Here is a 14,792-nt window from a genome sequence, read left to right on the forward strand (position 1 = left end):
GGAAAGCCGCGATGAACCTTAATAAATGGCGCTTTTTCTTTGCACTTTTCACAATAGCCTTCTGCCCTATATAATGCTTCCGCGACAACGTCAGGGTCTCTACGATAATCCTGAACGAGCCTATAAACGACTTTCGGTTTAGTAGCTCTAGAGGCCAACCTTCTTTGACGGTTTTCTGAGCTATCATCAAGTGACTCATTTACTTCATTTTCGAAGGTCACTTTATATTCGGCTTGTGATTCTTTGATTGTTTCATTTGCTGTTGGGAACAACTTATCCTGAGCCACAAATTTGATAAATGCCTTAGCATTGATTTCATCAAACGTTTGAACCAGTCCAATATGAACATTTCTAAGTTTTTGATTCGAAGCTTTACTGATAACAAACAGTGGAATCTTGGATTCAAAGCAGTTTTTTAGCGCTTGTATTTCATTTTGATCATGACTTCCATTTCTATTTGTATTCGGAAAATCATAATCGATGCCCTTCGACGACATGTTATCACTGTAATTTTTACCGGTGTGCAAGATACTGACCGCAACTCCGCTCGATGGAGAAACTACGCCCCTTGTTACGTCTGAGTTAACCCATACCCCAGCCGCACCACCATAGATTCCCAAATCTCTCAACTTAGAAGGCTTTACATCAATGGCAATGTCTACATAGCTGATTGCATTGAAAAGTCGTTGTCTTCTTTCTATTTCTTTTATTATCAACGTAATTCCCATTTTCTTTGCTGCTGGCTAGCGCCGCGTTAAGTAGTGCGCGACACAGCCACTGAACCTAACCATACCACCTTAAACACAAAACCAAACGCAAAGTAAAAATACCATGCATTGTGAATCCCTCTGTAACAGTTTGTATGCTTACAAGCCCAATAACCACAAAATATGCATGGGAATAAATCACAACTCACTGTTTACATATACCGACATGGATATATTCACATTTGGGAGATTTGCTCTCATAAGAATAAGGAATATCATCATGGCCTTAAAACCAGGTCCAAAACCAATCGCTAAATCGACAGGTAAACCAGACCAACGTCGACGTGACAATAAAAATACTCCGGGAAATACTCCGGGGCTAAAACCTAGTAAATCGTCTAAAAAATAAAGTGCAGCGCTCAAGTAAGCTACTGCTTTGGTGGCTTACTTATTTGAAGTTATCTTCCCATTCCCGCTTTGTAAGCTAACTATTATTAAACTGCAAAATTCTTCATCTAAATACAGAATCATTCTATCTAGTTTCATATGCATCGCAATTTACCACGATTAATCACAGCAATTCAGTGACTTAAAACATAGATAAACTCATTGAATGATAAAATGCAGAATATTTCCATATAGTATAAATTCCGTAAAAAACCCGAAGCACTGGATATAAACACAGCACCAATACACATACCCCAAACACACAAAAGCCTGCCATTTATAAGAACATAAATGGCAGGCTTTATACGTTAGTTAAGCTTGTGAGTGGCTAGATTACGCGGCTTCGAATGCGAGGGCTTTCTTCTCTACTTGGCGGAAGATCAGCGTTAGTATGCCGTTTACTGCTAAGTAGAATGCGCCAGCAATACCGAACACGGTGAGTGTGTCGTAAGTTTGGCCGTTGATACGCTGAGCGTAGCCCATCAAATCCATGATGGTGATGGTGCTTGCCAGTGACGTGCCTTTGAAGACTAGAATCACTTCGTTTGAGTAAGCTGGAACGGCGCGGCGCAAAGCGTATGGCAGTAACACTTTAAGCGTTGCGATTTTGTCCATGCCAAGTGCGCGACATGCTTCCCACTGCCCTGCTGGAATTGCGTTGAATGCGCCTCTGAACAGTAGCGTGCTGTATGCTGCGGTGTTCAATGCTAATGCTAACATTGCACAGAACCAAGGTTGGCTTAACCAAGTCCACATGAAGCTTTCACGAATCCAATCGAACTGACCCGGGCCATAGTACACCAAGAAGATTTGAACCAATAATGGTGTGCCGGTGAACAACGTGATGATGCCACGCGTTAACCAGTGAATCACAGGTATTCTTAGGATTAGCGTTACCGTCATCAGCAGTGACAAGATACAACCAACCAGCAATGAAGCGCCTGTGAGTTGAAGACTTGTGGCTAAGCCTTCAAGCATTTGAGAGAGGTATTGTTGATTCATGCCATTGCCCCTTTGTTACCCAAACCTTGAATCGAGAACTTACCATCAATCACTTTTACCAACCTTTGCGTGATTAAAGTGATGACTAAGTAGATTGCTGCTGCTGTCGCGTACCAAGTGAATGCTTCGTGCGTTGCTGCTGATGTAAGTTGTGCTTGTTTCAGCAAATCCGTTACGCCAATCAACGATACTAGCGCGGTGTCTTTCAGTAACACTAACCATTGGTTGGTTAACCCTGGCAGTGCGTGTCTTACCGCTTGAGGTAACACGATACGAAAGAATGCACGAGACTGAGGAATACCAAGCGCACTTGCGGCTTCTCTCTGCCCTTTGCTTACTGCTTTTAATGCACCACGCAAGGTTTGCGAAGCGTAAGAAGCAAAAATAAGTGACAGTGCAACAACACCAGATAAGAACGGGCTCACTTCTATGAAGTCGCCAGTGATCATGAACAGAACCTGTGTCGAACCAAAGTAGATAAACAGTACGACCAGAATTTCTGGTAAACCACGAACAATCGTCACAAATGCAGTCGTTGGCCATTTGATTGCAATGCGACGAGACATCTCACCACTTGCAAACAAAACTGCTAGAACCAATCCAACCAATAGGCTTACGAACGTAAGCTGAACAGTCATCCAGCTTGCTTCGACGAGCCCTAAAGAGTAACCCGTTAATTCCATAAATTACTTACCGAAGTACTTGTTGAAGATCTTGTCGTATTCGCCGTTCGCTTTCACTGCTGCAAGTGCAACGTTAAGCTGGTCTACAAGTTCTTGGTTGCTCTTGTTTACTGCGATACCAAAGCCGTTACCGAAGTACTCTTGGTTTGTTACTTGATCGCCAACGTACGTTAGGTTGTCTTCTTTCTTGAACCATTCTGCTACAACGGCTGTGTCACCGAATACAGAATCGATACGACCGTTTTTCATGTCGATGAATGCATCTTGGTAGCTTGAGTAAGGTACCGCTGTTACGCCAGTCATTTGCTCAAGTAGGTAACTTTGGTGAGTTGAACCATTTTGAACACCAACACGTTTACCTTCTAGTGCTGCTTGGTCTGCGACTTTACCTTCGATAGAGATGAATGCTGCAGAGTTGTCGTAGTAAGCGTTAGAGAAGTTCACTTGTTGAAGACGCGCTTCAGTGATGTCCATTGCCGAGATAGCTGCATCGTAACGTTTGAATTTAAGAGCTGGGATCAGGCTATCGAACGCTTGGTTGTGGAAAGTACATGTCGCTTTCATTTCTTCACAAAGTGCGTTTGCTAGGTCTACGTCGAAACCTTGGATTTGGTTGTTCTCGTCCATGTACTCGAACGGTGCGTAAGTTGCTTCCATTGCGAATTTGATTTCTTCTTGCGCCGCTGCGTTAAAAGAAGCAAGGCCGATAAGTGAAGCTAGTAGAATCTTTTTCATTTTGTTACTCCGAATACATTGTGATAGTGGCCTGTGGCCATTCTTATAATTTGATTGTTTTAATCGATGTTGTGTTTAAATAAATCTAGTGAGTCAGCTTTCTTTAAATACGTGACTTACTTAATGAGTAAGATACTCAGCAAACTCTGGTGTCTTGGGATTAACGAATGAATCGCTGGTACCGTGTTCAACGATGTACCCTTTCTCTAGGTACAGAACGTGGCTAGCAATCTTCTTCGCGAAGTCGACTTCGTGCGTCACGACCACTTGGGTAATGCCCGTCCCGCTCAATTCTTTAATAATGCTCACGACTTGGTTGGTAATTTCAGGATCAAGCGCCGCTGTTGGTTCATCAAACAACAACACATCCGGTTTCATCATTAGTGCACGTGCAATCGCAACACGTTGTTGCTGACCACCAGACAGTTGAAGTGGCCAAGCGTCTGCTTTGTCGGCAAGTTGAAGTGTCTTTAGTACTTCTTGAGCTTGCTTAACCGCTTCTTGCTTATCCAAACCCGCAACTTTGGTTGGTGCTTCAATCAAGTTTTCCATCACCGTCATGTGTGGCCATAAGTTGTATTGCTGGAACACCATGCCGACTTTACGACGAAGTTTAAGCCCTTGCTTCTCTTGGATTTGGCTTGAAAAATCGAATTGCTCATTCGCAATGTCTAGTTCGCCGTTGTCCGCAATTTCTAGCAGGTTCAGTACACGCAGTAATGAACTCTTGCCCGCGCCGCTTGGGCCAAGCAATACCAAGGTTTCGCCACTCTCACAGTCGAAACTGATGTCGTGAAGAACTTGGGTATCACCGTATGATTTGTTGATGCTCTTTACTTGAATACTCATGCCACAATACTGCATTAATTGTCATTTGTTGGTTATTCTATTCAATCCGAAGTTTTATGCAAGAAAAATGTATAAAAAACTACTTTGTTGAATTTTTGTAACAAATAGTGCATAAAAAACAGTCGCTATAACTGGTCTAACAACCAAAAATCACAAGTCATTGATAAAGTTAATATCGAGATAAAAAGCAAACGTTTTTCTGTCAGTCTATAGAGCATTACTCGATTGCTAACTTATGAACGAACTCTTCTATTTACGCCTATTTACTTGCATAAAAATTAGGGTTAAACACCCTATCTCTCTATCGAACTGGCTCGATAAGAATGCTTAACTTTCCTTTAAGGCTGTTTCGAATTATTCACTTAGTGGTGATGAAATATTGGAAATTGAGTTTCCTAAGGAGCGTCACAGCGCAATAAATGCTTTAATGGGTTCTATTCTCAACAACAATTACTTTCCAGCAAACAACGCGCAGTACAGGCAATAAGCCATATGCAAAAAGTAATAAGCAACAAGCCATCTATTTTTAAAGCGACAACACATTAAGGCAGTCATATGCAAAACGATGTCTCTCCTACGCTCGATTCAAACCAGCGATCGACTCAACAAGCGCCAGAACCCAAACCTGAGAAAAAAAGCCTCAGTATTTTGTTTGAGCTGAGTAAATTCATTCAGCCATATAAAGGTCGTGTTATTGCTGCATTGATCGCGTTGATCTTCACAGCGAGCCTAACCCTTTCTGTCGGACACGGTATTCGCCTTCTTATCGACCAAGGTTTTAGCCAGCAATCGCTATCATACCTAGGCAGCGCGATTCAATTCATCATGGTCGTAGTCGTGTTGATCTCGATTGGTACTTTCTTCCGCTTCTATCTGGTTTCTTCTGTTGGGGAACGCGTCAGTGCAGACATTCGCTTATCGGTTTTCAATCATGTCGTGACGCTGCACCCGAGCTACTTCGAGACCAATGGCAGTGGCGACATCATGTCGCGAATCACAACGGACACCACTCTGCTTCAAAGCATCATAGGTTCGTCGTTCTCTATGGCGATGCGTAGTGCGTTGATGTGTATTGGTGCAATCATCATGCTGTTTGCGACCAACATTAAGCTGACCTTGATTGTATTGGCCTCGGTGCCGTTTATCTTGATTCCGATTCTTGTGTACGGACGGCGTGTAAGAGCCCTATCTCGACAAAGCCAAGATTCGATGTCTGATGTGGGTTCTTACGCAGGTGAAGCAATTGAGCACATTAAAACCGTGCAAAGCTATAGCCGAGAAGAGCAAGAGAAAGCGTCGTTCGCGATTGAAGTAGAAAAGGCGTATGAGATTGGCCGTCAGCGAGTAAAACAGCGCGCGATTCTTATCTCTGGTGTGATTGTAATTGTGTTCAGCGCGATTGCAGGAATGCTTTGGGTAGGCGGTAGTGATGTGATCAACGGCACCATGTCGGCTGGTGATTTAGCCGCGTTTGTGTTCTACGCAATCATGGTGGCTTCGTCATTAGGTACGATTTCGGAAGTGATGGGCGAACTTCAACGTGCGGCAGGTGCGACTGAGCGATTAATCGAGATCTTACAAGTTGAAAGCCATATCGTTGCGCCAGTTGCGGACCCAACTGCGTTATCTAATCTAAAACCAGAAGTGGCGTTTGACGATGTGACCTTCTGTTACCCTTCAAGACCGGATCAACCTGCAACAAGTAACCTCACGCTCACTGCGCATGAAGGCAAAGTGTTGGCACTGGTTGGCCCTTCTGGCGCAGGTAAAACTACTCTGTTCGAACTGCTGCAACGTTTCTACGACCCACAAGTGGGTAAAGTTACCTTAGGCGGCGTTGAATTGAATCAGTTTGACCCGAACGAGCTAAGAAAGCAGATGGCCTTGGTGCCGCAGCAACCAGCTCTGTTCAGTAATGATGTGTTCCATAACATTCGCTACGGCAACCCGCAGGCATCGGACGAGCAAGTTATCGAGGCCGCTAAGAAAGCACACGCGCACGAGTTTATTCAAAACCTACCTGATGGCTATAACAGCTTTCTTGGAGAGCGTGGTGTCAGGCTTTCTGGTGGACAACGACAACGTATCGCCATCGCACGTGCCATCTTGAAAGATCCGAATATTCTCTTGTTGGATGAAGCTACCAGTGCACTAGACAGTGAAAGTGAGCATCATGTTCAACAAGCATTGGAAGAATTAATGCGTGGCAGAACGACGATCATTATCGCCCATCGATTATCAACAATTAAACACGCCGACCAGATTGCAGTGCTCGATAAAGGGCAGCTAGTAGACATCGGCGACCACCAGTCGCTCATCAATAGCTGCGAATTGTACCAACGCTTGGTTGAGCTGCAATTCAAACACCTTAGTGCGTAATCATTGAGTGGGTGTGCAACTAAGTCACTGACATTGTGTGGTTTCAAGCTTCAAAAACTTAAATCACACGTGTTGCAGTTTTGTTAATTAAGCGGTAGGGTTTTTATTCCAATAACAACTTATCCCGATGAAGGATAAGTCGATAACGTTAATTACACAGATAAGAATAAGAGAGTTCGCATGGAAGCACTATTATCTGACTACCCAGTAGTAACAGAAATCCCTGTCGCTTGGGGAGAAATGGACGCACTCAATCACGTTAACAACGCCGTATATTTTCGCTATTTCGAAACCGCTCGCTTAGATTTTTTCAAGCACGTTGAGTTGATGGAAGAGATGGCGATTACCAAAGTTGGCCCTGTTCTTGGTGACACTTACTGTAAGTATTTCCGACCAGTCACGTATCCAGATACTTTGATGGTTGGCTCACGCGTCACCGATATCCAAGATGACCGATTCACCATGGAGTACGCAATTGTCAGTAAGGCTCAGCAGAAAGTGACGACCGTCGGCACCGCAACTATCGTGATGTTTGATTTTGCTTCAAACCAAAAAGCCCTGCTCTCACTGCGCTTAACCAACGAAATCGAAAAGATGAACACGTTGAAGAGCCCATGCTTCAAACAAGAAGCGGTGACGGAATAACGTATTCGCTGATTCAGAATACTTAGACAGTTTCAGACATTAAAAAGGCCACTCGATTGAGTGGCCTTTTATTTGATCTTCTGGGTTTATAAGCTTTTGGCTATAGACCTTGAACGCTCTCGACCTCGGAAGCTATAAACCTTGCAGCCTATAGACCTTGAACCCTATAAACCTTGGACATATTGCGCGTTAGTACGAATCTCGACGAGCTGCTCTAGGTTCTGTTGTGAACCTTCAACGCCGTTCAATAACGCTTCAAAATGCTTGATAAGCTCGGCTTTGTCTTTCACTTCTTTAGAACCTGCACCGATGTTGGTTAGGTCGATAAAGAACTCGTCGAACAGACCAGAGAAGTCAGTTACTGCGTCATGGTTTAAGAACTGCTCGTGGTTGTAAATGCTTGGGTAGCCGCCCTTCTGCTTATCAACCGCGAAAGAGATGCCTTTCACGTTGGTAATCGTGGTTGCTTTCTCACACTTCAACATACAGCCCGCTTCAATCGCCGCCTTGTTACAACCTACCGTTCTTTGGAAGAAACACTGACGGCTGGTCATCATCAAGATTGGGTGATAAATGCTGTAGAACAGTTTGAAGTTCTCTGGACGGCGAATATGACGAATCTGACCTTTGTTGATCTCATTCGAAATGAATGCACCTGAACAGTTCAGTTCTTCTTTCAACGTAACCAATGCATGAGAGTTCGTCGTGTTCATGAACGGACCTGCAACCCACTCAATGCCCATCTCGTAAGCTTTGTAAGCAATACCCGTGTTGTTAGTCAAGATACGAGCTGGCTTGATCTCTTCAAGAATACGAACCGCTTCGTCGTAATCTTTGCCGATCAATACCGCTGGGAACCAAGGAATCAAACGTGGGTTTGCTGCCAAGATGTCGATGTATTTGTTACAACGCTTCTTGAAGCTTTCAGGCAGTTTGAAGTAAACATCCGCATCAGTCACGTCACATAGGTGTAAGTCTTCTACATCCGCGATAAGCATCGACATGGTCGGTTTTTCGTTCACTTTAGGGTGCTGAGGCAGTGCTGGCACTTCAACGTGCTTAATCACTTCCACAGAGCCGTTCAGAATGAAGTCGATCTCGTCTTTCATGTCTGAAACCTCTTTTAGAGGAATCAGCAAGCCCGCATCCACTTCACTGAAGTCGTGGCTTTCTAGCGTGTGAACCGCACTCTTCACGTTTTTAAAACGCTTCTCAAGTAGCTCTTGAGTGATTGCCTTCTCTTCAACCGCTTTCAATAGCGATTTAGATTGAAGGGTAAAATTCTCTTTTGGCGTGTTGACTGTCACCGTAAATGGTTGACCCACTTTTGCGTTGAACGACAGTGCTACTGGTGTCTTGCGAATATCAAGGAACTCGATCTTTTCACGCATCTCGTTACCAAGAACGTCTTTCGCTTGGTGAAGTTCGTTGGTCACTTCTTGAATCTGTACTACCGAGATTTCGTTGTTCTGCTCCGTCGCTTTCTCAACTGCGTAGTTCATGCTGTTGTCACGCGGGTTATCGATGAACATGTCTTTCGTCAGGTTGCCCTTTAGGAAAGAGTTGGTGAAATCTCGGTTGAATACTTTGTGCAGGTTCGAATCGTCTTCGATCAACAAACCACTCTCTACAAAGCTATCAATCTGTTTGCGCCACGTATCAACCACTGTGTATACGTAGTGTGCGCCTTTAATTCGGCCTTCTACTTTCAATGAGTCAACTTTCGCGTCAACCAACTCAGGTAGGTCGTAGTAAGCTGAGTTATCTTTCAGGTTAAGTGGGAACTTGTTGCCCGCGTTGGTGATTTCGTATTCATCACGACACGCTTGGCTACAACGGCCACGGTTACCAGAGTTACCAACACTTACTGAGCTTGAGTAACATTGACCAGAGAATGCAATACACAGCGCGCCGTGTACGAAGACTTCTGTCAGTACATCGTGGTCGTGCGCCACTTCTGTCAGCATCTTAATTTCTGGAAGGTTGAGCTCACGTGACAAGTTAACGCGCGTTGCGCCAATCTTAGACAAGAACTTAATCTGGCCTTCGTTGTGCGTGGTTAACTGAGTCGACGCGTGAACGTCTAGCGATGGGAAATGCTTCTTAACCAGGTTGAACAAACCCAAGTCTTGAACAATGATGCCGTCCACTTTGGTGTTCACAAGTTGGTTCAATAGTTTGGTGATGCTCTTCGTCTCATGCTCAAGCAGCACAACGTTAAGCGTTAGGAAGATTTCACAGCCGTATTCATGAGCAAGGCGAATCACACCATTCAATTCGTCTAACGATAGGTTAGAAGCTCTGTTACGAGCGTTGAATGTGTCTAAACCACAATAAACTGCATTAGCACCCGCTACGATGGCGGCTTTTATCGCTTCTACATCGCCACCTGGGGCTAATAACTCAATTTTTCTGCTCATTTTTGAAGTCGCTCACTTACTTATAATTTTTAAGCCGCGTATTCTACCCACATCACGATCTCTTTACCACCGTACAACACTTTTCAAACTCAATGACCTCAATAATGCCGAACGAATCTGACCTACCTATCCTTTATTCTTTGCGCCGTTGCCCTTATGCAATGCGCGGACGAATGGGCATCGCACTATCACAGCAAAAAGTGTTGCTTCGAGAAATCGTTACCAAAGACAAGCCTAGCGAACTATTGGCCAGTTCGCCAAAAGGGACAGTTCCGGTATTGGTGTTACCCAATGGAGAAGTTATTGAACAGAGTTTGGATGTGATGAATTGGGCACTTCAACAAAACGATCCTCAAGATCTTCTTCGCTCAAGCAATCCAACACTTAGCCAACAAATCCAGCAGCTCATTAAAACCAACGATGATGAGTTTATTGGTCACTTAGAAAAGTATCGTGCATCGGTTCGCTACCGAAACATCGATACTGAACAGCGTCGACAAGCCTGCGAAACCTTCATTAGTCAGTTAGAAGCGCAACTCACTAATCAGTCCTACTTGTTTGGAGAAACACCAAGCTTAGCCGATTTTGCAGTGATGCCTTTTGTCAGCCAGTTTGTGCGAGTCGAAAAGAAGTGGTTTGTGAAATCTGAATATCAAAACGTTGGACGTTGGTTAAGAGCGCACCTTGAAAGTAAGCTCTACACCCAAGTAATGAAGCAATACCCTTTGTGGAATGAAACCAAGCAAGATTCTGTTTTTGGATGGAACTAAGTCGTTAATCATAGCGATAAATAGTTCTAAATAAGCTTAATTATCTCTAGATTGTTTTGAAAATCGTGACACTGAATTACAGGTGGCACCATTGATGGCATATTAAAGTTCAACGAAAATAGCGTTTCACTCAACCACAACGTTAGTTTGAAATGTGCTATGCCCAAAAACAAAGTAAACCCGTTCAACATATCTAATCACGGCCTCAAAGGCTTCTCGGAAGTTTCACTTTTGGTGGTCTTATCACTAGCCCTTTCAGGTTGTAGCGCAAAAAATAAAACCACTAATACCGGCAACTCGGGGGCGTCACAAAAGCAAGCCTACACTGCAAAAAATTTCTACAGACAAGACAACAAAGTCACTCTTATTCTCTCCTTTTCAGGCGGAGGTACACGCGCGGCTGCGCTCTCTTATGGTGTATTACAGGCACTACGTAATACTGATATAGAGATCGATGGTGAACGTATCAACCTATTAGAAGAAGTCGACATGATCAGCTCTGTATCTGGGGGCAGTTTTACCGCTGCCTACTACGGATTGTATGGCGACAAAATATTCGAAGATTACGAAGAAGCATTTCTCTATCACGAAGTGTCTGAAGACCTAATCTCTATTCTGTTATCGCCAAGTTATTGGTTCTCTTACGCTACTAGAACCGATAAAGCGACCGATTATTACGATGACAACATTTTTGGTGACAGCACATTTGCGGACATTCGACGCGAAGGTGCGCCTTACATAGTAATTAACGCAACGGATATATCGACGGGCTCTCGCTTTTCATTCACACAAGAATACTTTGACCTAATTTGTTCAGACTTAAACAGCTATTCTGTGTCGAGCTCGGTGACGGCGTCGTCTGCTGTACCTTTCGTTTTCACACCTATAGTACTTGAAAACAAAAATGACTGTGACAAATCAGATCATTTGCAGCCTTCGTTTGAAGCCAGTAGTTATCGCAATAGAAACCTCATCAAATCGCTAGAGTCCTATAGCCATAAAGACGAAGTCAATTATCTTCATCTAGTGGACGGTGGGATTACTGATAACCTTGGCTTGTTATCTGTTTATGAAATGTCCGAATATTTGCGTTTCAACGACAAAGAAGAACTGCAACAGCTACACAAAAACCAATCAACACCCCCTATCGTCGTTATCTCAGTTGATGCAGCAACCAAGCCTGAGTCTGGTATCGGAAACTCTATTAAAATGCCGACGGTGAAACAAACGGTAGACGTTATTACCGACATTCAGTTGCATCGTTACAATGACAGCACCAAAGACTTGATCGTCAACGAATTAGAGTCCTGGTCTGAGTTCACCTCAAATCACGAACATCAAGTCGTCCCATACTTTATTGAAGTGAGTTTGAACAAGGTTGCAGACGACGACAAACGCTACGAGCTTAACCAGATCCCAACCGATTTTACGATTGATAAACACAAAGTAGATTTATTGATAGCGGAAGGTAATGAACAGTTGGCTTCAGATCCCGCATTTCAAGATTTCCTATCTTTTGACGACAACAGATAGTGTTAATCTTGTTGCTTATAAATTAGACAATTACCAAACATGAAACACGTCAGGATTTTACTTATACAAGGTTCACTATGGAATTTGAAAACAACATCTTACACCTAGGTTCATTCTTTGCAGTGACCATGGGTATCGTCGTGCTATTTATTGGACGAAGGCTTAACCAAGTCATCGGTTTCTTAAGAGAGTTCAGCATTCCAGAACCAGTGTCTGGCGGTATTTTAGCCTCGCTTATCTTCGCGATGTTACATGCAACTACTTCAATTGTGGTGCAGTTTGATCTGTTTGCTCGCGATGTATTACTAGTTTATTTCTTTACAACAATCGGTATCAACTCGAGCCTAAAAGACCTATTCAAAGGTGGTAAACCATTAGTGATCCTGCTTGTTATCACTATCTTCTTTATGATAATGCAGAACATTGTTGGGGTGTCTGTTGCCACAATGTTTGGACTTGAGCCTGTCTTTGGCTTGTTAAGTGGCAGTATTTCTTTAATAGGAGGCCATGGTACAGCAATCGCTTGGGCGCCAAAGGTAGCAGAAGAATTTGGCTTAGAAAGCGCCATGGAAATTGGTATCGCCAGCGCTACATTCGGGCTGATTTTAGCTAGCTTGATGGGTGGTCCTATTGCAAAGTTTCTTATTAAACGTCACAACCTCAAGCCCAACGACGTTCAATTAGACTCAAATGACTCAAGTGACTCAAGTGCAAAAAAGAAACAACAAGCCCTGACATCATTTCAATTTCTAGATGCCGTGTTAGCTATCCATATCTGCGTTATCGTCGGCGCTTTATTGAATGAACTGATCAGCCAAACTGGTTTACAACTGCCGCTGTTCGTTTCTTGCTTGTTTGCAGGTATCGTGATTACTAACGTGATACCAGACTCTTATCCAAGAATATCAGGTGCTAAATGGCCTACGCGCTCACCTGCAATCGACCTAATTGCAGAAATATCTTTGGGTACATTCTTGGCGATGTCGTTGATGAGCATGCAACTTTGGACACTGATCGACTTGGCAGGCCCAATATTCGCCATCTTGGCAATGCAACTTCTATTAGCCGTAATCATTAATATCTTCATTGTATTCCCATCAATGGGTAAAACGTATGATGCGGCAGTAGTGTGTGCCGGCTTTGGGGGAATTTCTTTAGGTTCAACACCGACCGCAATGGCCAACATGTCGGCGGTAAGCCAAAAGTATGGTCACTCAGTGCAAGCCTTTATTATCGTGCCATTGGTGTGTGCGTTCTTTATTGATTTAGCCAACGCTCTGATCATTCCTTACTTCATGAGATTGATGTAGTTAGCCTTAATTCCGAGCAGGAGCAACCAACAAAAAAGAGCCACTTCATCAGAGAGTGGCTCTTTTATTATCATGAACCTTCTATCAATAACTTACAATTAAAAGCTTATTGAATCGCTATCGAAATCTCGACTGCCGTTTCGCCTTTGTAAAATTCAAAGTCTGTCGTGTAAGTTCGAACATGTGGGCAGTCTGCATCGTTGAAATACGCCCACACTTCACCCCATAGATCGATCACCGCTTGCGGCAATTCACCTTCAGCAGAGAACGTTAAGTACTTACCTGCTTGTATTTCGGTTTCTACAAGCGCATCTAAATTCTGATCCGTTAACGCATTAGTGCACGCGATAACATCAAACTTGCCCGTAAAGTCAGACTCGTAATTGGTGTAGACACCGTACACTTTTGAATCTGGGGTTAACTTTAGAAAAGCTTGCTCAAAAAAGCCCTGCCATAGTTGACCTATCTTGGCTTTGGTTGGGTCAACTTCATCGGTGTTGGTGGTTCTTACAGAAAAACCATACGCCTTTACGGCTTCAATCGTTTCTACTTTCATCTGTTTTATTCCTAAGCCAATAGACGCTCTAATTGTATTGAATCCAAAGTTTCGCACACTAACACGACTAATCTTCTATCTCTTTATGGCCACATTTTTCACACACAAGGTGACGAGAAAACTCATCCATTGACGCGATAAACGGACCGAGGAACCAACCTTTTATCACGCCGGCCCAAAACTCGCTTCGTTTTTGATTGGGCTTATCTGCAAACGCACTTTTCTTGCGCACCAAGATAACGACATGCTGTGTATCTTCTCGGCACGCGGTGCAATAACGTTGCTCTATCGTGTTATTCATTTGACAACCTATGACGCTTTAAATGAGACATGCTGAAAATGAGGGTTGTCGACACAGACATCTAGTGTCGCTATTTGAGTTAAAACGACAAGTTGTTGCTCATCTTGAATGCTAATTTTAATACACTCTTCGCGGCTCTCATTGCGTTGGGTATCTAATCCGACACACTCAATCTGTTCGCCAGACTTCAGCGTTAATTTGATTGGGTATCGGTGCATACACACAATCTCAATGTAATCGTAATCGTTGCAACTAATCATAATACCCCTCCAATTCATCCACCACGCTAATGCGACACGCCATACTATGCAATATGCATATAATCAATCATTTACCTGTATCACATTGATGACCTTCTACAACCTAACGGACTTTTGAATTTGGTTTAGTCAGGCTTACCCTTTCACGTTTCTTCTACTCACACATGCTTATTCTTTCATTGTTAAATAATAATC

General features: G+C 43.4%; 14 protein-coding genes and 1 pseudogene. 6 read left to right on the top strand and 9 right to left on the bottom strand.

The window, feature by feature from the left end:
• A pseudogene (locus BCT34_RS22815) lies at positions 1-728 on the bottom strand (hypothetical protein); the annotation flags it as partial.
• 259 nt (positions 729-987) lie between these two features.
• Between BCT34_RS22815 and BCT34_RS24785 the strand changes: the two are divergent.
• Positions 988-1,116, top strand: a complete 129-nt coding sequence (locus tag BCT34_RS24785) for a hypothetical protein (RefSeq protein ID WP_257971478.1) — start codon at positions 988-990, stop codon at positions 1,114-1,116.
• Positions 1,117-1,487: 371 nt separating this feature from the next.
• Here BCT34_RS24785 and artM read toward each other — a convergent pair whose 3' ends face one another.
• The 4 genes from artM to artP all read right to left on the bottom strand — a co-directional run bounded on the left by artM (position 1,488) and on the right by artP (position 4,423).
• Positions 1,488-2,156, bottom strand: a complete 669-nt coding sequence (gene artM / locus BCT34_RS22825; protein ID WP_076650925.1) for an arginine ABC transporter permease ArtM — start codon at positions 2,154-2,156, stop codon at positions 1,488-1,490.
• Complete coding sequence (artQ, locus tag BCT34_RS22830) at positions 2,153-2,839, bottom strand: arginine ABC transporter permease ArtQ (protein WP_076650924.1); 687 nt, start codon at positions 2,837-2,839, stop codon at positions 2,153-2,155. The genes artM and artQ overlap by 4 nt, the downstream gene beginning before the upstream one ends.
• Before the next feature lie 3 nt (positions 2,840-2,842).
• Positions 2,843-3,574, bottom strand: coding sequence for an arginine ABC transporter substrate-binding protein (locus tag BCT34_RS22835; protein WP_076650923.1), 732 nt, complete (start codon positions 3,572-3,574; stop codon positions 2,843-2,845).
• 120 nt (positions 3,575-3,694) lie between these two features.
• Entirely contained in the window at positions 3,695-4,423 is a 729-nt protein-coding gene (gene artP, locus BCT34_RS22840; RefSeq protein ID WP_076650929.1) for an arginine ABC transporter ATP-binding protein ArtP, read from the bottom strand.
• A 555-nt stretch (positions 4,424-4,978) separates the two neighbouring features.
• Between artP and BCT34_RS22845 the strand changes: the two genes are divergently transcribed.
• Positions 4,979-6,802, top strand: a complete 1,824-nt coding sequence (locus tag BCT34_RS22845; protein ID WP_076650922.1) for an ABC transporter ATP-binding protein/permease — start codon at positions 4,979-4,981, stop codon at positions 6,800-6,802.
• A gap of 180 nt (positions 6,803-6,982) precedes the next feature.
• Positions 6,983-7,447 carry an acyl-CoA thioesterase gene (locus BCT34_RS22850; RefSeq protein WP_048615837.1) on the top strand — a complete coding sequence of 155 codons (465 nt, stop codon included), beginning with the start codon at positions 6,983-6,985 and terminating at the stop codon, positions 7,445-7,447.
• A 164-nt stretch (positions 7,448-7,611) separates the two neighbouring features.
• On the opposite strand, the gene BCT34_RS22855 is transcribed toward BCT34_RS22850, so the two are convergent.
• Positions 7,612-9,867 (bottom strand): peptidase U32 family protein, encoded by a 2,256-nt coding sequence (locus BCT34_RS22855; RefSeq protein WP_076650921.1) that lies wholly within the window; start codon positions 9,865-9,867, stop codon positions 7,612-7,614.
• Positions 9,868-9,971: 104 nt separating this feature from the next.
• On the opposite strand from BCT34_RS22855, the gene BCT34_RS22860 reads away from it, so the two are divergent.
• The 3 genes from BCT34_RS22860 to gltS all read left to right on the top strand — a co-directional run bounded on the left by BCT34_RS22860 (position 9,972) and on the right by gltS (position 13,480).
• Entirely contained in the window at positions 9,972-10,637 is a 666-nt protein-coding gene (locus BCT34_RS22860) for a glutathione S-transferase (protein WP_076650920.1), read from the top strand.
• Positions 10,638-10,796: 159 nt separating this feature from the next.
• Positions 10,797-12,170: a patatin-like phospholipase family protein gene (locus BCT34_RS22865; RefSeq protein ID WP_076650919.1), complete on the top strand. Its 1,374-nt coding sequence runs from the start codon at positions 10,797-10,799 to the stop codon at positions 12,168-12,170.
• Positions 12,171-12,247: 77 nt separating this feature from the next.
• On the top strand, positions 12,248-13,480 hold the full coding sequence (gene gltS, locus BCT34_RS22870; RefSeq protein WP_076650918.1) for a sodium/glutamate symporter: 1,233 nt from the start codon (positions 12,248-12,250) through the stop codon (positions 13,478-13,480).
• 106 nt (positions 13,481-13,586) lie between these two features.
• On the opposite strand, the gene BCT34_RS22875 is transcribed toward gltS, so the two are convergent.
• The 3 genes from BCT34_RS22875 to BCT34_RS22885 form a co-directional block, all read right to left on the bottom strand.
• Positions 13,587-14,036 (bottom strand): GyrI-like domain-containing protein, encoded by a 450-nt coding sequence (locus BCT34_RS22875; protein WP_076650917.1) that lies wholly within the window; start codon positions 14,034-14,036, stop codon positions 13,587-13,589.
• A gap of 67 nt (positions 14,037-14,103) precedes the next feature.
• A complete protein-coding gene (locus BCT34_RS22880) occupies positions 14,104-14,337 on the bottom strand; it encodes a hypothetical protein (protein WP_076650916.1) in 234 nt (77 codons plus the stop codon).
• 8 nt (positions 14,338-14,345) lie between these two features.
• Positions 14,346-14,597, bottom strand: coding sequence for a Rho-binding antiterminator (locus tag BCT34_RS22885; protein WP_076650915.1), 252 nt, complete (start codon positions 14,595-14,597; stop codon positions 14,346-14,348).
• Between the last annotated feature and the right edge of the window lie 195 nt (positions 14,598-14,792).

The organism is Vibrio sp. 10N.261.45.E2, assembly GCF_002875705.1.
In the GTDB taxonomy this organism is placed as follows: Bacteria; Pseudomonadota; Gammaproteobacteria; order Enterobacterales; family Vibrionaceae; genus Vibrio.